17 protein-coding genes and 1 pseudogene are annotated in these 20,748 nt (G+C 57.3%); 8 read left to right on the forward strand and 10 right to left on the reverse strand.

What is annotated here, in order from left to right; all coding sequences use genetic code 11:
* From JJB99_RS31490 to JJB99_RS31515, 6 genes are all read left to right on the forward strand, one after another.
* Complete coding sequence (locus tag JJB99_RS31490) at nt 1–504, forward strand: acetyl-CoA carboxylase biotin carboxyl carrier protein subunit (protein WP_200496059.1); 504 nt, start codon at nt 1–3, stop codon at nt 502–504.
* A 1-nt stretch (nt 505) separates the two neighbouring features.
* Nucleotides 506–2,113, forward strand: coding sequence for an acyl-CoA carboxylase subunit beta (locus JJB99_RS31495; protein ID WP_200496060.1), 1,608 nt, complete (start codon nt 506–508; stop codon nt 2,111–2,113).
* Nucleotides 2,114–2,283: 170 nt separating this feature from the next.
* Nucleotides 2,284–2,430 carry a hypothetical protein gene (locus JJB99_RS31500; protein WP_200496061.1) on the forward strand — a complete coding sequence of 49 codons (147 nt, stop codon included), beginning with the start codon at nt 2,284–2,286 and terminating at the stop codon, nt 2,428–2,430.
* A 53-nt stretch (nt 2,431–2,483) separates the two neighbouring features.
* Nucleotides 2,484–4,004, forward strand: coding sequence for a class I adenylate-forming enzyme family protein (locus JJB99_RS31505; protein ID WP_200500380.1), 1,521 nt, complete (start codon nt 2,484–2,486; stop codon nt 4,002–4,004).
* Nucleotides 4,005–4,437: 433 nt separating this feature from the next.
* On the forward strand, nt 4,438–5,211 hold the full coding sequence (locus JJB99_RS31510) for a phosphoribosylaminoimidazolesuccinocarboxamide synthase (RefSeq protein ID WP_200496062.1): 774 nt from the start codon (nt 4,438–4,440) through the stop codon (nt 5,209–5,211).
* A 2-nt stretch (nt 5,212–5,213) separates the two neighbouring features.
* Nucleotides 5,214–5,933 carry an HAD family hydrolase gene (locus tag JJB99_RS31515; RefSeq protein ID WP_200496063.1) on the forward strand — a complete coding sequence of 240 codons (720 nt, stop codon included), beginning with the start codon at nt 5,214–5,216 and terminating at the stop codon, nt 5,931–5,933.
* 137 nt (nt 5,934–6,070) lie between these two features.
* On the opposite strand, the pseudogene JJB99_RS31520 reads toward JJB99_RS31515, so the two are convergent.
* Nucleotides 6,071–6,241 (reverse strand): annotated as a pseudogene (locus tag JJB99_RS31520) (IS110 family transposase); the annotation flags it as partial.
* Nucleotides 6,242–6,697: 456 nt separating this feature from the next.
* On the opposite strand from JJB99_RS31520, the gene JJB99_RS31525 reads away from it, so the two are divergent.
* The gene (locus JJB99_RS31525) at nt 6,698–7,939 is read left to right on the forward strand and encodes a cytochrome P450 (protein WP_200496064.1); all 1,242 of its coding nucleotides are present in this window, start codon (nt 6,698–6,700) and stop codon (nt 7,937–7,939) included.
* Between the two features lie 177 nt (nt 7,940–8,116).
* Here JJB99_RS31525 and JJB99_RS31530 read toward each other — a convergent pair whose 3' ends face one another.
* Nucleotides 8,117–9,124, reverse strand: coding sequence for a cytochrome-c peroxidase (locus JJB99_RS31530; protein WP_200500381.1), 1,008 nt, complete (start codon nt 9,122–9,124; stop codon nt 8,117–8,119).
* A 932-nt stretch (nt 9,125–10,056) separates the two neighbouring features.
* Between JJB99_RS31530 and JJB99_RS37020 the strand changes: the two genes are divergently transcribed.
* The gene (locus tag JJB99_RS37020) at nt 10,057–10,527 is read left to right on the forward strand and encodes an isocitrate lyase/phosphoenolpyruvate mutase family protein (RefSeq protein WP_433995739.1); all 471 of its coding nucleotides are present in this window, start codon (nt 10,057–10,059) and stop codon (nt 10,525–10,527) included.
* 972 nt (nt 10,528–11,499) lie between these two features.
* Here JJB99_RS37020 and JJB99_RS31540 read toward each other — a convergent pair.
* The 8 genes from JJB99_RS31540 to JJB99_RS36495 all read right to left on the reverse strand — a co-directional run bounded on the left by JJB99_RS31540 (nt 11,500) and on the right by JJB99_RS36495 (nt 20,272).
* On the reverse strand, nt 11,500–12,603 hold the full coding sequence (locus JJB99_RS31540) for a 4Fe-4S cluster-binding domain-containing protein (RefSeq protein WP_200496065.1): 1,104 nt from the start codon (nt 12,601–12,603) through the stop codon (nt 11,500–11,502).
* 1 nt (nt 12,604) lies between these two features.
* On the reverse strand, nt 12,605–13,858 hold the full coding sequence (locus tag JJB99_RS31545) for an APC family permease (protein ID WP_200496066.1): 1,254 nt from the start codon (nt 13,856–13,858) through the stop codon (nt 12,605–12,607).
* 201 nt (nt 13,859–14,059) lie between these two features.
* The gene (locus tag JJB99_RS31550) at nt 14,060–14,806 is read right to left on the reverse strand and encodes a YqcI/YcgG family protein (protein WP_200496067.1); all 747 of its coding nucleotides are present in this window, start codon (nt 14,804–14,806) and stop codon (nt 14,060–14,062) included.
* A gap of 739 nt (nt 14,807–15,545) precedes the next feature.
* On the reverse strand, nt 15,546–16,070 hold the full coding sequence (locus JJB99_RS31555; RefSeq protein ID WP_200496068.1) for a hypothetical protein: 525 nt from the start codon (nt 16,068–16,070) through the stop codon (nt 15,546–15,548).
* Between the two features lie 160 nt (nt 16,071–16,230).
* Nucleotides 16,231–17,682 carry a hypothetical protein gene (locus JJB99_RS31560; RefSeq protein WP_200496069.1) on the reverse strand — a complete coding sequence of 484 codons (1,452 nt, stop codon included), beginning with the start codon at nt 17,680–17,682 and terminating at the stop codon, nt 16,231–16,233.
* A 97-nt stretch (nt 17,683–17,779) separates the two neighbouring features.
* Entirely contained in the window at nt 17,780–18,808 is a 1,029-nt protein-coding gene (locus tag JJB99_RS31565) for a radical SAM protein (protein WP_200496070.1), read from the reverse strand.
* 585 nt (nt 18,809–19,393) lie between these two features.
* Nucleotides 19,394–20,065: an IS4 family transposase gene (locus JJB99_RS31570; RefSeq protein ID WP_349629029.1), complete on the reverse strand. Its 672-nt coding sequence runs from the start codon at nt 20,063–20,065 to the stop codon at nt 19,394–19,396.
* Between the two features lie 42 nt (nt 20,066–20,107).
* Nucleotides 20,108–20,272 (reverse strand): transposase, encoded by a 165-nt coding sequence (locus JJB99_RS36495; RefSeq protein WP_246775058.1) that lies wholly within the window; start codon nt 20,270–20,272, stop codon nt 20,108–20,110.
* Nucleotides 20,273–20,748: the final 476 nt, after the last annotated feature.

A 20,748-nucleotide genomic window follows, 5' to 3' on the forward strand; every position in this document is an offset into this window, starting at 1 on the left:
GTGAATCACTGTTTTGAGGTCGATGGCGTCGAATACCAGCTATGGCTGTCTCGATGCCGAGAGGACTACCGACTCTGCTTGCATGACAGGGTGATTGCCCCGGTCGCGTTCTCCCATCGCGATGACGGCTGCGGTGTTGTTATGATTGCGGGTGAAAGCCAACCCGTCAGGTTTGCCATTGATGGCGAAACCATTCACGTGCACATGAATGGCGAAACGCGCAGTTTGCATTACCGCGACCCATTGCGAACGCTTGCTAGGTCGAAGCAGGAGACAACCCAAGCCGTCGCTCGCGCGCCCATGCCGGGCGTCGTCATTGTCACCCGGGTTTCGCCTGGTCAGGCCGTTTCTGTTGGAACGCCCCTGATGACGATCGAGAGCATGAAGTTGGAGACCGTCATACGTTCTCCACAAGACGGCATTGTCGAGCGTATTCACTTCAAACAAGGCGAGAGCTTTGAACAGGATGCTGTCCTGGTTACGCTCCTCGAGGAGCGGACCTGAAATGCAGCAGCTCTCATCTCTGGTGGATGTCAGGTCGGAAGAGTTTCGGCTCAACGAACTTCATAACAGGCGACTTGCAAAAGAACTGGAGGAGCGCCAGCATGCCGCCCGCTTCAAGCGTCCGGTGCGGGATCTTGAGCGTCTCAAGCGGCAAAACAAGCTGTTTGTGCGTGATCGGATCGAGGCTTTGCTTGATCCAGACACGCCGTTCCTCGAGCTTTCGACGCTGGCGGCTAACAAGGCCTATGACGGTGAAGTGCCCGGCGCCGCTCAGGTCGTCGGGATCGGCATTGTCGCGGGTCGAGAGGTCGTCATTCACGCAGATGACGCCAGCGTCAAGGGCGGGGCCTGGTATCCACTATCGGTCAAGAAGATCGTGAGGGCCTTGGACATCGCGATCGAGAATTGCCTGCCAGTCGTTCACTTGTGCGACTGTGCCGGAGGTTTCTTGCCCTTACAGGCGGAGTTCTTCGCAGATCGCTATCACGCGGGTCGAATCCTTCGCAATCAGTCCATTCTCTCAAAGATGGGAGTACCGCAGGTCGGTATAGCCATGGGCCATTGCAGCGCCGGCGGGGCCTACGTCCCGGCGCTTAGCGACTACAACATCATTGTTGAGGGCACAGGAGCGATCTTTCTGGGCGGTCCTCCGGTCGTCAAAGCTGCCACCGGCGCAGAGATTTCCGCCGAAGAACTCGGCGGCGCTCACTTGCATACCAGCGTATCGGGGACGAGCGACTACCTTGCAAGCTCGGAGCTGCATGCGATTGCAATTGCCCGAGACATCGTCGCTCGCTTCAGTGATCCTGTGAAGGCCAAGATCAACCGGGCTGCTCCGGAACCTCCCGCCTATAGTGCATCCGAACTGTACGGCATTCTTCCGAGGGATCCCCGGACGCAATTCGATATGCGGGAGATCATCGCCCGTCTGGTTGATGGCAGCCGATTCCACGAACATAAGGCACGTTATGGCGAGACCCTTGTGTGCGGCTTCGCGCGACTGCATGGCTATCAGATAGGCATTCTCGCCAACAACGGTGTGCTGTTGAGCGAAAGCGCGCTAAAAGGCGCTCAGTTCATCCAATTGTGCGACAAGTCTCGAACGCCTCTCCTCTTCTTGCAGAATACGACCGGCTTTATGGTGGGCCGCGACTACGAAAGGCGCGGCATAACCAAGGACGGCGCCAAGCTGATCATGGCCGTCTCCGGGGCATCTGTGCCAAAATTCACAATCGTCTGTAACGCCTCCCACGGAGCGGGAACCTACGCTATGGCGGGACGGGCTTTCGACCCGCGTTTTGTGTTTACTTGGCCGCAGTCTCAGATTTCGGCGATGGGCGCCGAGCAGGCAGCGGGCGTCCTGACACACGTCAAGGCAAGACAGCTGGCCCGGCACGATGGGCACCTCTCCACCGAGCAGTTGGCAGCCATTCGCCAGCCGATCCTGGAAGAATATCGGGAGCGGTCGAGCGCGTACTATGCGACATCCGAGTTGTGGGATGATGGCATCCTTGATCCTGTCGATACCAGAAACGCGCTTGCAATGGTTCTGAGCGCCTCGCTGAACAGCCCAATCACCTCGCCGCATTACGGCGTATTCCGAATGTGACGGTGGCAGCGGAGGCCGCGCACGGCGCGAGATACCCTGCGCCCGATCTCCGTCATCGCAAATTAACCCTGCCGCAAAAAACCGCTAGCCCGCTTGCGGATCCTGAAGGGAATACCAAATCGTTGACGACTTGAAACTCACGCGACGTCAGGTTGTAAGCTCGAAAAGAGATGATGATCGATACTGCACCATGCAAGCCGCAAGTGAAGTCGTCACGAGATCAAACGCCTAAGGACACCTGCGACAACGAGCGCGTGAAGTTCAACCACCAATTTGATGCGATTGCTATCGCCGTCGCGACGATTGAGTGGCGCTAGCTTCGAACGCACCGGCGGCAGCTGGCGCAAGTGAAAGAAGCGGACGACTGATGATGGATCTTCCTACACTGATTGAGCGCAACGTGGCGTTCGCTCCGGACAAGCCGGCGATCCGCTTCGAGGGCACGATCTTGAGCTACGACGGATTCAATCGGCGCATCGAGCTGGTGGCGCGCTCTCTCAAAAGTCAGCTCGGCGTCGAAAAAGGTGATCGCGTTGCGATCCTGAGCCTTAATCGGCCTGACTATCTGGTACTGCTGTATGCCTGCGCGCGGCTTGGGGCAATCCTCGTGCCGTTGAACTGGCGGTTGGCTGTCACCGAGCAGCTCTTCATCCTGTCTGACGCTGGCGCCAAAGTACTGGTGCTCGAGCACGCTTTTGAGCCGATTCTATCGATTTTAGCGGAGAGACTGCCCTCGACCGCCGTCGTCGGTCTTGATTTCGCGCCGCGCTGCGGAAGCGGGTGGGATGAGCTGCTTGAAGGAGGTCGGGGCGATGGTCGCAATGCCCGCGCTGGCCTGCGCTGCCCGCTTCTGATTGTGTACACATCAGGCACGACGGGCCGGCCGAAAGGTGCCGTCCTGCGCCAGGAAGCATTACTGTGGAACGGGGTGATGAGCCAGCACATGCACGGCCTCACCTCAGCCGATCACGTCTTGACCGTGTTGCCGCTGTTCCACGTCGGCGGCCTCAACGTTCAGACCACACCAGCATTGCATCACGGCGCGACAATAACGATTCACCCACGGTTTACGCCGGACGCAGCAATTGCTGCATTTGACCGGGATCGACCTACGCTGACGGCGCTGGTACCTACCATGATTCAAGCGCTGATCGATCATCCTCAGTGGCCGACGACCGACCTGTCCTCGCTGAAGGCAATCACTACCGGTTCAACCATGGTCCCGCAGCAAGTTATCGCAGGTGTCGTGGCGCGCGGGATCTCGGCGTTGCAGGTTTATGGGTCTACGGAGACCTGCCCCATTGCGATCTACACAAAGCTCGGTGGCGATCTTGCCCGTGAGGGATCGACCGGCCTGCCCGGCCTGTGCTGCGACGCCGCGATCGTCGACGATACTGGCGACAGATTGCCGGCAGGGACTCCAGGCGAGATCGCGGTGCGAGGACCCAATGTGTTCTGCGAATACTGGGGCAATGGACAAGCAACGCGCGAGGCGCTGCGCAACGGTTGGTACCGCACGGGCGACATCGGTTGTTGCGATGCGGACGGATATTTTTGGGTCCAGGATCGAAAACGAAATCTGATCATTTCCGGCGGAGAGAACATTTATCCGGCGGAAGTGGAGCGTGTACTCCTGGAGCACCCAGATGTCTCGGAATGCGCGGTCGTCGGACGGCCAGATCCGAGTTGGGGCGAGGTGCCGGTGGCCTATGTGATTCTGCGTCCGGGGGCTCAGATTGAACAACAAGCGCTGACGGCGCACGTGCAGTCGCAACTCGCCCGCTTCAAAGTGCCTCACGAGATTATCTTTACGGAAGATTTGCCTCGAACGGCGTTGGGTAAGATCGAGCATTTTATCCTGAAAGCAATTCAAGCGGGATCACGCCCCTAGGTGAACAGGAGTTGGGTTAAGCCTTTTGCGTCTCGTCGTCTTACAGTCCAACTGATCTTGTCGGATATCATTCAGCGTCGATTGTCGGTTTTGAGACATCTCGCGCAACGTGAGGCGACGCACGATTCAAGGCTCTTGAAGATACTTGTTCAAGGGCTTGCAGAAGCGCCAGTTTCAGTGCGGCACGCCATTTGCGTGTGGGACGGACATCACCAAGCTGGGGCGGATCCAGCGCCTGACAATACCCTACGTTGGGCCACCCCGTTTGTAATCGGAACGAGGCGGTATGCAACGGTACGTCCGGACGGTTGCGGCGTAGCCGCGCTCGGTCACAGCCTTCGTCGTGACCCCTCGGGCTGTACGAACAGGAAGCCCCGTGCGTACGACAGGACAGGTACCTCCGCAGAAACATAGTGAATAGGTGGAAATCCCAATGCAGCCTATCGAACGAGCCGCGTTTGCAGATCCGGACCACTGGCGCTCGATGTTCGAAGATTTGCCTTTGCTGATAGAGGGCGAATCGAAGGTGATCCGCGTTATCGATGATCAAAGCGTCATCGTGCGTTTAAAGCCCACGTTGTTTTCGTACTCCGCAAATCGCGCTGCTACAGTTGAGGGCACCGACTGGTTACGTCTACGCATCAGCGAGCGGCTTTGGCGGATGCTAGAGACTGAGGGTGTGCCTTCCACGATCGTTCACGTTGGTGACGACTATTACATCAGTCGGCGAGTTGCGGCTCCGCCTATCGAGGTCATCGTGAAGGCAGCTTATGTGGGAACACCAAAACATATATACCTCGGGTTGGAGACTTTCTCAACGCGTCATGGCGGATACCTCCGACCCGATCAGCGACACGAGCCCTATGTGCGCTTCGACTGGCGCAACCCACTACCACATCGGGACGAATGCATGCCGGATTGGCTCGCGGACCGCTTCATCGATACGGATGCTGCCAGGCGTTTGGCTTTGCGCGCTTTCAAGGCGCTGGCGAGAGCCTTGGCATTGTGCGAAATTGAACTCCTCGATATTTGCTTTTTTATCACCGCCGAAGGCGATGCGGTATTTGGCGAGGTTTCACCAGACTGCATGCGAGCCAAGCACACGTCAAATGATCTAGATAAGGACCTTTGGCGTAAGGGAAAAGATCCAGAGATTATCCTCCGCCAGTGGCGAGCGTTTCTGGATCGGCTGAAAGCGCTTTCATAGAGATGAGCAATCCTGGAGCCATCATCTTTGACTGGGGTAACACCCTTTGCGACTATCCGTTACGGACCGAGGCCGAACAGATTGGGTTCTTGCATGATTTCCTCACCGATCCGTCCAGCTTTACAGATTTGGCCACTGTCGCAGCGCCGAGATCCATCGCTAGCGCAACATTGCAGGCGCTGAACAGAGAGCGCGAGGATTGTCGTGTGGTTTCTTTCGCCGACCGGTTGAGATGCGCGTTGGCACCTGACATGGATGACGCGGATGCAACGGTACTCGAGCTGCGTCTCTGCAACAGAATCTTTGCTGGTGGCCAGCTCATGCCAGGAGCGGAGAGAGTCATTACCACGGTTCACCGCATGGGCTACCGGACGGCAATCTTGTCCAATACGCCTTGGGGAACGAGCCATAGGTTGTGGCGAGCCGAGGTCGCTCGGCACACAAATGTCAGCCGCAACTGCGATCTTGTCATGTTCTGCGGCGATTGCGGCTATCGCAAACCCAGCAAAGCCGCCTTTGATGCCTGTTTAGACTTTTTGCGGGAGGCGCCGGACAAGGTCACGATGGTAGGCGACAGCTTTCGCTCCGACGTTCTGGGCGCGCGCGGCGCGGGATGCCGAGCAGTCTGGTTTTGCCGTGATGCCTTGCTGCCAAAAGACAAATCGGTCGCTGTCATGACGACGCTCGATGACACTATTACGCTCTTGGGCAAGGGCGCATAAGCAGTATCGGTCATTTCATTTCTGGAGGAGGCGTTGGTGATTCCGGATGCCTATACGCCAGGCTGAGATTGACCCCTACAGCTGGTGCGCTGGGAAACCGGCAAGGAGTAGGTGGTGGAAGTCCACTGCGAAGAAAGAGTCACCGCCTCGCAGATTGCTTCTGCATCGGTCGCGTCGTTCCTACCGCGCTTGGGGCAAGCCTTGACACCGCTCGGCGGCACTAGCCGGACCTCGTGGCCAAGCGCGATCAATGGCGTACCCAATTGTCCGCAGTCGCGCGCCTCGATACTGATCAGGCACGGAGCGAGGCGGGCTAAGTACGCCAGCAATCGATCTATTGTGCAGAAAAGCTGACGTCGCCGTGATGGCCACAATCACCTATCAAAACTCGTTCTCGGCCTGACATTCAGCGACGGGATCGAGGTCAGTCAACCCACAGCCGCCGCCTCCTGACCGGCCAACCCGTCACCAGAATTCAGCGATAGCTCGCAATGACGCTGCAACCAGCTGAGCTGATATGCGAGGACCAATTATAGCAGTCGACGCGAGCTCACGCTCCTCTCAATCATGGTAGGGGAGCCGCGCTCCAGCCTGCGTTATTGTTCGACCATTCGAACCGATCAATCGCTCGCAACTGAAAGCGCCACGGCGGGCGGGAAGTGGGCGTCGGTCACTCAAAAATCGTGGGAAGCTCTCATTGCCGCCTTGGGAATTCGCACCAGGCGAGGGCAGGCAGGATGAGAGGTTAAGGCCGGAGGGCGATCATGAAGACAGTATTGGCAGGTCACGCGCGCGAGGGGGCATATGACGTTCTTCTGAGCGATCTGGATGTCAGTGACATCAAGCGCTTTCAGGATGACAGCATTGGGCCCTACTTGGAGCGCTTACGAAAGGCAGATCCCATCCACTACTGTCGCGATAGTCCCTACGGTCCCTATTGGTCCATAACAAAATACCACGATATCGTCGCAGTCGACATGACTCACGGAGTGTTCTCGTCAGAGCAAGGCGTCACGATCGTCGATGTGCCGGAGGAGTATTGGACTCCGAGTTTCATCAAGATGAGCCCTCCGAAACATGGCGAGCAACGCAACACGATCAGTCCGATCCTGGCGCCGGAGAACCTGGCCAAGCTCGAAGGCTTGATCCGTCAGCGGGTCAAGGCCGTTCTGGATGGCTTGCCGCGCAATGAACCCTTCGATTGGGTCGACAAGGTCTCGGTCGAGTTAACGACGCAAATGTTGGCGACGCTGTTCGATTTTCCATTTGAGGATCGGCGGCTGCTGACCTATTGGTCGGACGTTGCCGCCACAACTCCGCGTACTGGCCACGAGATCGACACCTGGGAGAAGCGAGAGGCAGTCTTGTCCGGGTGCTTGGACTATTTCACAAGACTTTGGAACGAGCGCAAGAATGCCGAGCCCCGCGCCGACCTGATTTCGATGATGGCGCACTCAACGGCTACCCGGAATATGGAGCCACGCGAGTTCCTGGGAAACCTCATCCTGCTGATCGTGGGCGGGAACGACACCACGCGCAATTCAATGACTGGAAGCGTGTTGTTCATGAACCAGAATCCATCCGAGCTCCGGAAGCTACGCGAGACTCCTCGGCTCTTGTCGAGCGCCATCTCCGAGATCATACGCTACCAGACGCCGATCGCACACATGCGCCGCACCGCCGCGGTCGATATCGTGATAGGCAACAAGCATATCAGACGAGGCGATAAGGTCGTCATGTGGTACATGTCCGGGAACCGGGACGATGAGGTCATCGACCAGGCCGACAGCTTCATCATCGACCGGAAGAACCCACGGCAACATCTCTCGTTCGGGTTCGGTATCCATCGCTGTGTCGGAAGACACCTTGCGGAACTGCAGCTGAAGATCCTTTGGGAGGAAGTGCTGAATAAGCGTCTCGACATCAAGGTTGTCGGCGAGCCGGAGCGCGTCGCATCTAACTTCGTGCACGGTTATTCCGCCCTCCCAGTCCAGGTGAACGCTTAGGGAATCGGCGCCTCCGTGCAATCGCTCTAAGATAACCGGCGCTTGCAACCGTGAGCCGGTCGGAGCAGTTCCTGCTGGGAGAGGGTTCTCTCAGTCGCAAGCATTTTTGGCCTCCATGGGGCTCGCTGCATTATCCCTTCACCCAACAAACGCGTGCCGCTACAGAAACAGAACATGCTACTTTCCTGTAGACGGCAGCGGCGTCGTGTTGGTCCGCGTTGGCAGTATCGGATACTCGATCCTGGGCAGCTGCCCGGTTAGCGAATTCAGAAACGCGACGATATCGTTCTCTTCCTTATCGCTAAGCTTGGCGCCAAGCTGAAGTTCGGCCATCACGCCGACAGCTTGCTTAAGGCTCCAAATCTGACCCGAATGGAAGTATGGCGGTCGCAACGCAACGTTGCGCAACGGTGCTGCACGAAAGACGTATTCGTCGCTGGCCGCGTTTGTGACGGCGGACCGGCCTTTGTCGGCGGTCGGAAGCAGGCTTGTGCTTGGTCTTTCGACGGCGCCAAATGGATAATAATCCTGTCCGCCAACGTTGATGCCATTGTGGCAGGAGGAGCATCCTGTTTCCATGAATAGCTTCAATCCGGCTTTCTGCTGATCATTGAGAGCATTTGCATCGCCTTCAAGGTACTGATCGAAAGGGGCTGCGGGCGTAATGAGAGTCGCTTCAAAGGCTTCGATCGACTTCGCGAAATTGTCAAAAGTGACTGGCGATGCCTCGATTGGAAACGCCTTTTTGAACATGATCACATACTCGCTCATCGAGTTCAGCGTGTTGATGACATGATCTGGGGTGGCGTTCATTTCAGCACTCGCCTGCACGGGGCCCTTTGCTTGCGCCTTGAGATCCGGCGCCCGTCCATCCCAGAACTGCGCCACATTGAAGACTGCGTTATAGACGGTTGGGGCCCGACGTGGTCCTAGCTGCCAGCCGTGTCCAACCGATGTTGGACCGGCATCGACTCCGCCTGTACCAAGATTGTGACAGGTATTGCAGCTAATGATCCCGCTAGCCGACATCCGCGGATCGAAGAACAGCATCTTACCGAGTGCGATCTTCTCGTGGGTGACCGGGTTGTCCTTCACCGCCGGGACGACCGAGGGGATCGGTTTGAACGTGCGCCTGGCAGCGTTCATCAAATCATCTTCTGCATCAACGTGTGATGTGACCAGCATCGCAATGGCTGCAACACACACCTTGCGTACAAGGGGGAATTCCAGGATCACGCACTTCTTTCTACTAAGTACCATCGCTGCCAGTTCTCATTGATGCTTTGGGGAATTGGAAGGCACGGCGCCGCGTTCGGCTATCCTGCATGGGGTAGTCCGGTCTCGCGAAATCGCTTCGGGCTGGTGCTACCTCGTAGCTATTTGCGGTGTTCGATCTGATCGCGCGGCGCAGGTGGGCGCGTTTTGGACTGGCTGGACCGCGCCGCGACTTCAGCTAAGACAAATCTGACAACGATACCTTCCTTTTGGCCCGCGGGTACGATTCGCGGGTACGCTCAGCTCGGCGCAATCGGCAGCCAACTTGATCGAGGCGATTCCGTGCGCACAGGTCTCCAACTTCCGACGACGTGGCGTGAGAATAGCAAGTCTTGTACCAGTTCTGGCGCGCGTGAAATCAGCGCAAAATCGCACGTTAAGAGCATCGCGTCACACGATCAGAGCGATTGCGACCTATGTCCGAAATCAGACACCGCCGGTTCGAGGTAGCCGGAACACGAGCCAATACCGAACGAGCCTGGCCGGGGACGCATTTGCTCGATGCATTCTTACGAGAGCGAGGGACGTGAATGAGCGCTGCGTCCACCAGGGATACTTCCACCCCATTTACCTGGACCACGCTTGACAACGCCAAGCTACGCCGAGGGGCGTCAATCGCGTACGCGCATCTACGTTCGGCAATCAATGATCAACATCTTGCAGCTGCTGGAGGTTCGCCACAACCGCTGCATCATTTTTGGCACGTTGCAACTACCAACCCCGCCAATTGATCCGGATGATAGTTGCATGTCACCTGCTGATTGAGCCGTGGGGTTGTCCGAGCGCTTTGGTCACGGGCAGCCGGAGCAGCGCGTGTTGAGAGCCCGACGAGTCGAGCGCTCATGCAAGGAGACAGCGTACAACATCAACTACATCCGGCGGCCACGAATGTCCCTGAGCGACGCGCGGGCTCCCTACTTTCGCAAATGCTGCGTGCTGAGATTTGCTCCAGGAGCATCCTCTCCTTCCTCACGGAGGCTCATGATGCGCTTTCCGGCGCGATTGCCAAACGCGCAGGCTTCAAAGGCCTCTGGGCGTCAGGCCTGTCCATTGCCAGCTCCCTCGGCTACCGCGATGCCAACGAGGCTTCCTTGCACATCGTTGACGTCCTGAAACTTATCGACGAAATTGCGAAGCTCGCCTTTCTCGGGAAACGGAATGCCCTCGACCAGCACCGCAGGACGAATTCGTGCTCCTATCCGGACATACTTCTCGAATTCCGCACAGGACCAGATCGCAACGCTAGGAACACCCGGTTTGGCTGCCGCCGAGCGAACCTCGCGGAAGCGAGCGCCGCGCGGAAGCTTGGCTGACCTGGATCTCTCGCCCCGAGGTCCGCGAACGGTACGGCGCGCTCAGCAGCATCAGAAAAAGCGCCCTATGAGCTTCATAGCGAGCAGCGGATCGGCTGCTTCTTGAGCCCGTGATGACCAGCATGCCTTCGTTCGTGCGGACCGCCCACACCCACCTTCGTTTTCGCCGTTCCAAGACAACGCCGAAGATTGGAAATCGATCAGACATGTCGTTCAGCCCCTCAAGAAACAACCTCCACTCGTAGTCTGCATTTCTGCATCGGTAGCCAAATCTACCCCGTGCCGCTTGGTATTTCGCTCCAGTGATTCTACGGCCCGCGGCGCGGGGTCTCAGAAGGCTTTGATGAGCGCGTAAGGCCCAGACGGTATTCAGCCGGCATGTTTTTCCTTGGGCGCACCGAACTCGCTTCGCACACTCGCCTAAGATCCGTTTTTAATCCGGATAGCAGTTCCTTTGCCTGCAAGCTCGCCGCGCAGGGATCAAAACACGCAGAACTCCAGCTCTTTTTGTACCATTATGCAGGATTCCGGACGACTCACTTTCCGCATGGTCGAGGGCGCCGCCCGACCCGCCCGCAATCTCGCGGCTCGGCGTCGGCCGCGTTCATCCTCATCACTCGCGCACATGGCACATCGCAGGCCTCTCCGTCCATGGTCGCCCCGTTGCAAAGCCGGAAGTGGCGGCTGTCTGGGAGCCAAAAAAGGCCGGGACATCATCGCAGATTATTGGGCGACCTCTTCTTGGAACGGAAGCGACTTGAGATCAGAATGATGGGTGAGAACATCTCGGACCGGGTGGCCGACATAGAGCGGAATCCGCACTCCGGGTCGCGCGTGAAGTTCGAACAGACATATTCACGTCCTCGACCAGTCTTCACACTCCGCTCTCACCCTCGCCGCAGACTTTCCTTCTCCGCTTCGCACTCTTGCGGCCTTTGCGCACCCCTTCTCCCATCAGGAGGCCCCGCTCCCTCAATTTGAGCCGTTATGGCCCCCTTCCTTCCATAGCATGAATTCGATCCTTCCTGGGACATCAAGATGCTCAGGAAAGTCAGGAAACAAAATCGGATTTCCATCGCGCACAAAGGTCGCAACATCACGATCATCCGTCGCGATATAGTTTTCTCGCCGCGCCTTTCCGCTCTTGGAGTCGAATACAAAGCGTGTCGAATTGATCCATGATGGGGAGGTGGCGTTAAGACGATCAGCTATGCGCCACACACGACTCAAGCGCACGCGGAATGCCGCGGAGAAGTTGATGGGATCTGGAATGAAGATCGAGAGATTACGTACGTCCATCTCGTCGAGCATCTCCAGGAGCTGGTAGAGGACGAAATGGTGATCATTCGTGTTACGTAACAGCGGAAACTGGTTGTAGAGCCTGATCTTGCGCTCTCGAAGTTTTTTGATCTTTTCAGACACGTCCCCGCAGATTTCATATGGGTGCACGATGTGAAAGACGAGACGGATGTTATGCTTTGCAAAGAGATCAATTTTCTCGGCGGTGAAGGCTTTCGGTTCATACACAATAGCTCTCGTATGAATTCGGATTGACTTAACGGATGGAACCGAACGGATTCCCTCAATGATTTCCGCCAGCCTGGACGCCGGCAGAATCAACGGATCACCGCCTGACAGGATAACCTCCATGACCTCTGGGTGGTCGCCCAGATAGTCGCGCAGCAGGTGAAGATCAGCAAGTCGTCCAGCTCGTTTGTCGGGTGCACCGATTTCTGTAAGCACGTCTGTGCGGAAGCAATATTGGCAATTCCCAAAGCATTCCGATGTGGTGAGGAAAAGTATGCGGTCAGCATACTTTCTGACGATGGACGTTTTGTGGGTGCGGCCGAACGCATTGGACCGATCGTCGACGAAGTCCTTCACCTCGTTCGGCGCCCTTAACAACAGTCTGTCTTGCGTTGGAAAGGACACTCGGTGAAGCGGGCCCAGATGATTGCCTAACGCAGCGACCTCCTCCTTGATCTTCCTGTGATAGAACGGCGTCACCTTCAGCGGCAGCAGACCCTCTTTGATCGACATGGTCTTGAACCTCTCGTTGACAACGGATTGATCCATATCAGGTCAACTCCGTTCGATTGTTGCGGCTCAAGACGTATGCAAGGATGGCACTCGATGCGATAAAAGGGTGAGAAGACCTGAAGCCGGCGATGATCAGGACAGAGCAAATCACAATCGGAGTAGCGAGGAACCACGAGACCAGTCCTCCCCGGAGCCTCACGAGTGCAAGCGCCGAAATCATGTAAATGAAAAGAAGATTCATTCCAGCAAGACTGAACATCGTTTCGACGTCGAGCCAGCCAATCAGGTCGCAGGCCAGAACCAATAGCAAGCATGCAACCACGAAATAGACACCGGTCCGGGGTGCACCATTGTGCAAGCGCCCGAGGCAGGCCGGAAGGACGTGTCGTCCGGAGAGGTACAGAACGAGCCGTGAGATCGCGACAACTGACCCGAAGAGGTTCGCGGCGATCAACGATATGCCTAGCAGGGGAACCAGCCAGCCTGGTGCGGATGGTGCAAGTTCCGCCGCCGCCTGAAAGACTGGCGCACTGAAATTCGATTTTATATCAGCGACATGGACGAGCGCTGCGCTGCAAATGTAGACTCCACAGACAACAACAAAGGCCAACAGCATCGCCAGACCAAAATCCCTTTTGGGATTGCGAAAGTCTGCAGCTAGATGGGTCGCAATCTCCCAACCGCTGAAGGAGAAGAAGATCACGGGAATCTGGCTCGCAATGGACAATAGGTTTGCGGGTCGATCGAACTGAACACCCTTGGCCCGCGCTGCCAGCACCATGAGGGCGAACAGAGTGCCTACCAAAAAACAGACCGACCAACTGCCGATGAGCTTCACGCCACGATGGAGTGCCTCGCCACCGGACAGGGCAAAGACGCCAGCCAGTAGGATGAGCAACGCGGCAAGCAGATGGACGTCGACACTGGGGCCTGTCAGCTTCTGGAGGTAGACAGCCCCCGCCAGCGTGATGGATGGCAAGCCCACCATTGTCGCTCCCAGAAACAGCAATGACACCAGCAATTCCGGGTATTGGCCAAAAGCCAGCCTGGCATAGTATGCAACACCTCCGGAACTGGGATATGCGCCCCCTAACAGGACCATCGTCGCCAGGATCGGCGCAGAGAGCAAGGCGCAGGCGACCCACGCGTAAATGCCGTCCTGGCCAATGTTTTCGAACACAAATCCTGGAAGGACAAGAATCCCGGATCCAATGATGACTGTGACGATGAGTAAAATCCCGGAGGCAAGCCCCAGATGTCCCTCGAGTTTGCTCTCGCTTCCATGTTTCACGCTGACCTCGCATGAGCTCCCCGCAATAGCCGGCCACACGATCTGTCGATCGCCGGGCTAACGAGAGGGGTAAGCTAATCTGCAAAACCTATGCTGTCATCGACGCCGCCGCTGAGTTCGCCATTGGCGAGCCGTGGTCCTGCACATTCAAGGCTCAGGGTTCAAGCGGCGAGAACGGCCACGCCGCTGATGTACTGACCGTCACTTGAAGTGCAGAGGGCACTCGAGCGGGGCGTCCTCATTGTTGTCGGGTATCATGTACTGCGGCCACTGCGCTTCGCCCAGAACGTACGATCCCAGCAGCCCACTGTGTGCAACGTCATCGTAGGTGTCGACGTTCTGTCTGATCTTGGCCGTGATGGCGCTGCCTTGTTGATTGGCAGGTGCAGCAATGTCGAAGATCTTTCGTGGATTGATAATGAAAGCCAGACCGGCGCCCATGTTTCTGCTTCTGCGGAGAACATGCGCTGGATGGCTTACATTCACGAAGAGTTCGCAACCGTGAAAGCACATCGTCCAAGTGCGATGCGCGGGATCCTTGGACACGTGCGAAGGCCACGGTCGCTGATCTTCATCGAGTAGAAACTGCATCGCTTCGATGAATATGTTTTTGAATTGGTCCGAGGTCGTGAGGGTAGCGACCGGCTCAAACAGCACCAGCAGTGAACGATTGTGATTGATGTCGAGCGCGTCGATATTGATCTGATCAATGTAGGTGCATAAGCCAGAAGCAAGAAGGCTCAGTTCATACCGTGAATTTTCGGGTTCGTATGGAATGAGGAGGAAACGCAAATTCCCGCGCTTGACCGTGTTGCGCGCGAAAACGCAAGGAAATGCAGTGCGGGGGCCTGCTTCATTTTCGAATTTCGAAAGGATGTGCGAAATCGCTGATTGGCCCCAGCGGAACTTATCAGCGAGCCCAGCAAGTTCGTCCTGACTGTATAGCATGTTTTCTCCCCTCATTTGTGCATTAGGCGCCGGTGTGCGATTGCCCGAGCCCTCTGCGTCCCACCAACCGCTTCTGCAGCGAGCGATGTCATAACCTGTTGCAGCATGTCGGCTCACCGCTCGGTCTGACATATCAACGGCGTGAACCATCGATCACATGACGACTGTCGTGCAGCGTCCGCATCGACTCGGGAAAGCGCAGCTTTTCGCTCAGTGATCGCTGCGCGGCGAACCTGATCATGGCATCTCCTGTTGTTGGCGCAGGCGTTTGTGGCTAGTCGTGCATGTGTCGTGCCAACCGGGACTCAACACGATCAATCTGATAGCGATGCGTCTCATGTCCGACATCGTCGGAGATCCGACAATGCGTGCAAGCGTAAGCGAGAGCTCGGATCGGCGAGCATCCTTCGGACGCGGACCTATGGGGCGAATTCGCTGATGGGAGAAGGATGTACGATGTGGCTTCAAGCAAACCGCGACCGCAAGCGATGCGCCCCAACATGATGGGCCTTCCGGCGTCGGTCGTGATTCGATCCATGCAGACGTCGATCGAAAAGCTCGATCATGAGAGAACCATCAAATCCGCATCCACGGAGCGGATTTGGGCGTCCGGAGTGCGATCCAATCAGGATCCGACCACGACCGCTCCACCTCAAAGCTGAACAAAGGGATCAGATAGTCCCGGATGATGATCATGACGTGAGGTTCGTGGGCCTCATCCTCGGTCAATTGCCTGCTCTCATCGGCATCCGCATATTGAGCCGTCGACTGGACCAAATGTCTCTTTCCGAAGCAAAACCTCACGTCGTCGAAAAGGAATAGGGCGCCGGGTGCTCAACAGCCGCACTGCTGCAAAGGCAGCCGCCAGATCGACATAGATCGAATGGCTCCCGTCGAGATAGATGACGTCGAAAGTCTCTCGACTTCGCGCCAACCTGATCAGGTTGAAAAGGTATGTTCCTGACGCATTTCCCAGAAAGGTGATGTTTCGATCGGCGATGCCGGCCGCCGCCAGATCGGCCCGGCGTTCCGCGCAAACATGTTCGAAGTCCAAGCCGACATACTGGATGCCGAGCTCACTGATAGCCCTGAACCGCTCCTGCCTTAACGTCGGTCCTACACCGATCTCGAGAAAGCGGCACCCCGGATGCTGCCGAAGCAGCTGGACAAGCCGTGCATGAACCGACTGCCTGTACGCGCGGTAGTCGCTCGGCGGAGGATGGCTCCCGTCAAATAGAACGTCGTGACGGTCACCATTCATCATTCGTCTCGCAGTTGGTCGGAAAATACATCTGACATGCCGTACGCACGGCCAAGAGCCCCACCTTCCCGGTCACGATCAACGATGGCTAAGGTCGATCGCTTCCGGGCGAACACTGCAAGCCCAGACTGCCGAGGGCGCGCTGAAGCCAAAGCGGCGACATTCATGCCGGCACTTTGCTGAGGGCGCGCAATGGGGTCGCTTGATTTCGGTTCGCTCCATCCGTCGTGAGCGCCGCCAAATAGTGAGCAAAGAGCGATATCGTTCGGGTGTGGGAATCAAGGGAACTCTTGTCGCTCCGTCCCGCCAGCCAATCGTCAAACAGCCTTTTGCGGCCAGCGCCGAGATCAGCGTTTCGGACAAGCGTGTCCCGCGCGGGATAAATCCGTTCGCGTAAAACTACGCCTCCGAGGAAGCCGGCATTCCGCCATACCGTGATGTGCGCCTCCCTTCGCAGTTGCGGATGACCTTCCAAGCTTAACTGTGGGCGCTTGAAGATCCTGGCCTCGATCGCTGCGAAGGGACCGATATTCAAGCGAATGGTCTCGGACCCGTACCGTCCGTTCTTGTTGTAAATATCGGCCGGCAGTTGCCGCCAATTGCGCAACGACACGCTGGTCTGCAGAAGGTCGAGGCGAAACAGGCAGACGGTCTCGCGGCTTCCGGGACGCCTTGCGGCTCCAGACGAGACAATATCCGTCTCACCCCAGAACGGTGGCGCCGGAAACTGTGCAGCGCCTGGCGCATCGCCACGAAGCCTGCGGACCGGATCCGGGCCAATCTGCCCGACCTGGTCGGCGGCGGTCGCCCGGTGGACATCAAGCTCGACCGCCAGCCTCCCGAAGTGGTCCTCATTGTGAGCCAGCAGACCGGAGAGAATATCGATGTAGTGATAACCGGAATGGCAAAGCATTCCGTAGCCGTAGCGGTAAGGATGGTCCTCCCGGGAGAGGATCTCCACCTCCGTGTTCCACACTCCCGCGTGATGCTCGACACCGATGTAGGTGACCGGCGTGCCGAGGTTTCGGGAGGCGCGGCGCGCATAGCGTCCAATTAATTCATACACTGCGTTGTAGCGGCGCGGCGTCATGACCACGCAACGGCCGCCAGTCCGATCGCAGATTTCCTTGAGCTCGGCTACCGCATCAACCAGACGGTCCGCTGTAGGGCGTCCATTCGACCCCATCGGAAGAACGACGGGCTTGTCGACCAGGCAATCAAGGCCAAGTCCAAGAGCCGCGCGAAGGTAGCCCAAATGAGCCTTGGGTTCGGTCGAGACGATGACTTTTGCGCCGGGACGTGCAAGAGCCGTCAGGACGTCCTCCCCATGGCCGGAATACCAGATCGCCCGTCGCCGGAGATCGGGTACCCATGAGAGGCTCGCCGGCTTGCAAATGCGGGTCCGGAAAAAGGCATCCACATCGTCTCGCGCACTGTCGAGCTCGACGACATGGAAGGCCGATGCTCGACCGCTGGCCACGGCATCCTCGATCAGAGGAATATATTTCGCCCGGGCATAAGCACCGAGCCCGACGAGAATGATATCTCCTCGCATGCCTTCTGATACTCTCTCACTTTTCTCAATCAGAACTTCGGATGCGATGAGGGCAGACACTTGGTCGACCTGACGGATGCTGATAGGGTGAGATACTGCCTCCTCGCACGCCGAGAACCGCCGATATGGAGACGCCTTGAGTCCATCGATCGCTACGTCATGCGCAGGCGAGCGCACGGTTCTCGATATTCTTCAGGAGGGCGACCTGGCTCGGGCATTGGCCGCAGCCGCTGTTCGCCCGAAATTTCTTCAGAGCCGGCGAGGTACGCCAAACCTTCTCCAGGTCGAATTCCGGCGATCGGATATTGCCGAGGAGGAACTCGCGGCTATCGGGATCCCCGACGACGAAGGAACAGGGATACAAATCGCCGTTTGTAGAGAGGTAGACCGCGGTGGCACCACAGTCGCATTCGGTATATCTGACGTTTGGCCGCGGCTGCGAGGTATCGACGAAAATCGGCGGCGGCAGTTCAAGTTGCGCAGAGCTGGGCTGCGCAGCAATCTCCATCAGGGCTTCTTGCAGCTCTCGAATTTCGTCAGCCGATCCCAAGAGCGCATCCTCATTGCCGAGGGCAACGCCCGAGGCGAACATCGGCTTGACCCTGAAGGAGTAGACGCCGATTGACGACAGGAGCCGGTAGGCGTCAAGCGCCTCACCGATGTTGTGCCGGTTGGCAGTCATCCTGGCCTGCACCAAGGCCCCGCAATTGGCCGCCTCAGCCATCTGCCGGAGCGCAGAATCGTAAACCCCCGCCTTGCCCCGGAAGCGGTCCACCGTGTTTCGCTCCGCACCGTCAAAGCTGAACTGGAACGTCAGCTTCTCGCGATCGTCAAAGAACGAGGCGACGTCATAAATTGGCACCTGGCCGAGACCTCCTGTGTTCAGTTGTACGTGAACGCCGAGCTTGCTCGCATGGGCCATCACGGCTGCCGTGCGCGGAAACACGCGGTTGAGAAGCGGCTCGCCACCCGTCAAAGACACTTTTCTCAGGGAATATTTGTCGACGAGAACGTCGACGAACTCTGTCATCTCCTCGATAGACAGTTGTGATGGCTCCAAAAGCCGCTTGTACTGATCTCGATACTCTTCGGGAACATAGCAGTGCTCGCAATGAAGATTGCAGTAGAAAGATACGCAAATTCTCGCGTGGCTGAAGACAATGGGAAGCGGACTCTCGACTGGCATGGCGTCCTCCTAGCTTTCTCCTAGCGAGGGCGGAGCAGGATCTATGCCAGTACGACCCGACGAAACGCCGACAGTTTTTGAGGGCGCGATGTCGCGCTCCAAACAGGATTTCGCGGGTTCCAGACGTGAGGTGCGTTCTTCGGACAGAAGCGCACGCATACCCCGGGATGTAGGACAATAAAGCATTCCGTTACTCTTTGGATTTCGCGAAGCCGCCTGACCTTGTGACGGCGTCCATCGCCAATTCGTGTTCGCGACAACGGCGAGAGAATCCTTTTCATGCAGAACTTTCTCGAAGCTTGAAGGGGTCGCTGCGAGATGAAATGTCAAACGAGACGCGGTTCATGTCATTTGTTGGATGCTGCCCGATATAACGATGCCCGGAGCGAACTCAGGACAGGTTAAGACTTGGAGACATGGTCAACGCTGGGAATGCGGCGCATCTCGGGCGACATAGGAACTGTCGTACTCGGACACGAAATGAACCGCGAGCCTCTCTTCTCGGTGTACCGCCACCCCACTGGAACGCGGCTCGGCTTGAGATGGCTTGATCAATCCCGTCCCAAAAAATGTTTCCAAGCATCTCTAGACCCGCACGACGCGGTTGAGCATCGTCATCCAAAAGACCCGCCAACTCAGGATGCAAAAGAGCGAGATCAGATTGGTCAGACGCTGGGCGGTCCTGAGCTTTGACTCCTCAGCTTTGCAGCCTGATTTGAGGATCTTATGGAATACCTCGATCTTCCATCTCAAAGCATACCATTCGAGCTTCTCAATGGCGTCGGTGCGGGAGCTAACAGGCAGATTTGTGATCAGCTTCCACTCGATTTTCTTTCTATTCTTCGGCGTCACGCGTTCTTCGGCATGGATCACCGTCAAGGTCAGCGCGGGATAGCGCTTCTGCTTTCCGATCGGCGGCAGGACGCGAAGCTTGCGATATCTGATCTCGAGGACGGCTTCATCGGGATCGCCGTTGTTGTTTCTGACGTCGATGCAATGCCGTCCTTTGACGGCCACCTCGTCCATTTCGTCGGCGATCGCGTGATTTCCATCCCCAGCCAAACGGTCAACGCAAGTCCTAATCACGAAATGCGTTCCAGCGTCTCGAGCCGCGCAGAACAGCTCATAGATGTCGCTCTCGCGATCCCCGACGTGAACGCATCGTCCCGAATCGCCCAGCAGCTCCGTGGATTGCCGAACATTGTCCAGCCACCGAATGCTCTCCTTCTTCTCGATGGGAACGCGCGTCGGATTGATCTTCTTCTTAAGCGCGGCGGTCCCCTTGAATTTCTTCCGGGTTCAGAATTTGACGGCCGTCAGTCCAAGCGGCAGCCCTTCGGTCGTCACCGCCAGGCTCGAGTGCATCAGGATGCCGCAGACCGCGAGACGCTTATTCAGGCGCTCGTCGGCAAGGCTGCAGCCAGCGAGCTCGCAATCAAACCATGCGTCGGCTTCTTCGTCCATTGGCACCGCCACCTGCGAATCGCTGCCAGACAAGGAATCACGGTCGATTCTTGCGATGCAATAGTTGGTGCGCTCCCTCAGCCCTCTAGGCTAAATGTGGGTAATTGAAAGCTTCACCGGACGCGTACTATGAAAGGCGCCACGAGCGTGGCAATTTCTGGTGAAGGCCCGCGCAGCCCTTCGCAAACAGCAGGGCCTCAGTCCCGGAGCAAGGAAGCGAACACGATCAACCGGATCCGGACTCAAGGCCTTCGGCGGGTTTGATCTCGCCCTCTCGGATTTGCGAAGCAACTGCCGCGCTCGAGGTGATGGGTTAGCGCTTCCACACTGAAGCGAAACTGTGACGATGAATCAACGGCGCGAAGTGGAATTGAGGTCGAGATACCGGCGGCCAGCGACACCCGAACAGATGGCTGCCATGCCCACTCGATATAGAGCGGCTCCGGGTCCCGCTCTAGTTTTACTCGCGACGTATC

Source organism: Bradyrhizobium diazoefficiens (assembly GCF_016616235.1).
Lineage (GTDB): Bacteria > Pseudomonadota > Alphaproteobacteria > Rhizobiales > Xanthobacteraceae > Bradyrhizobium > Bradyrhizobium diazoefficiens_H.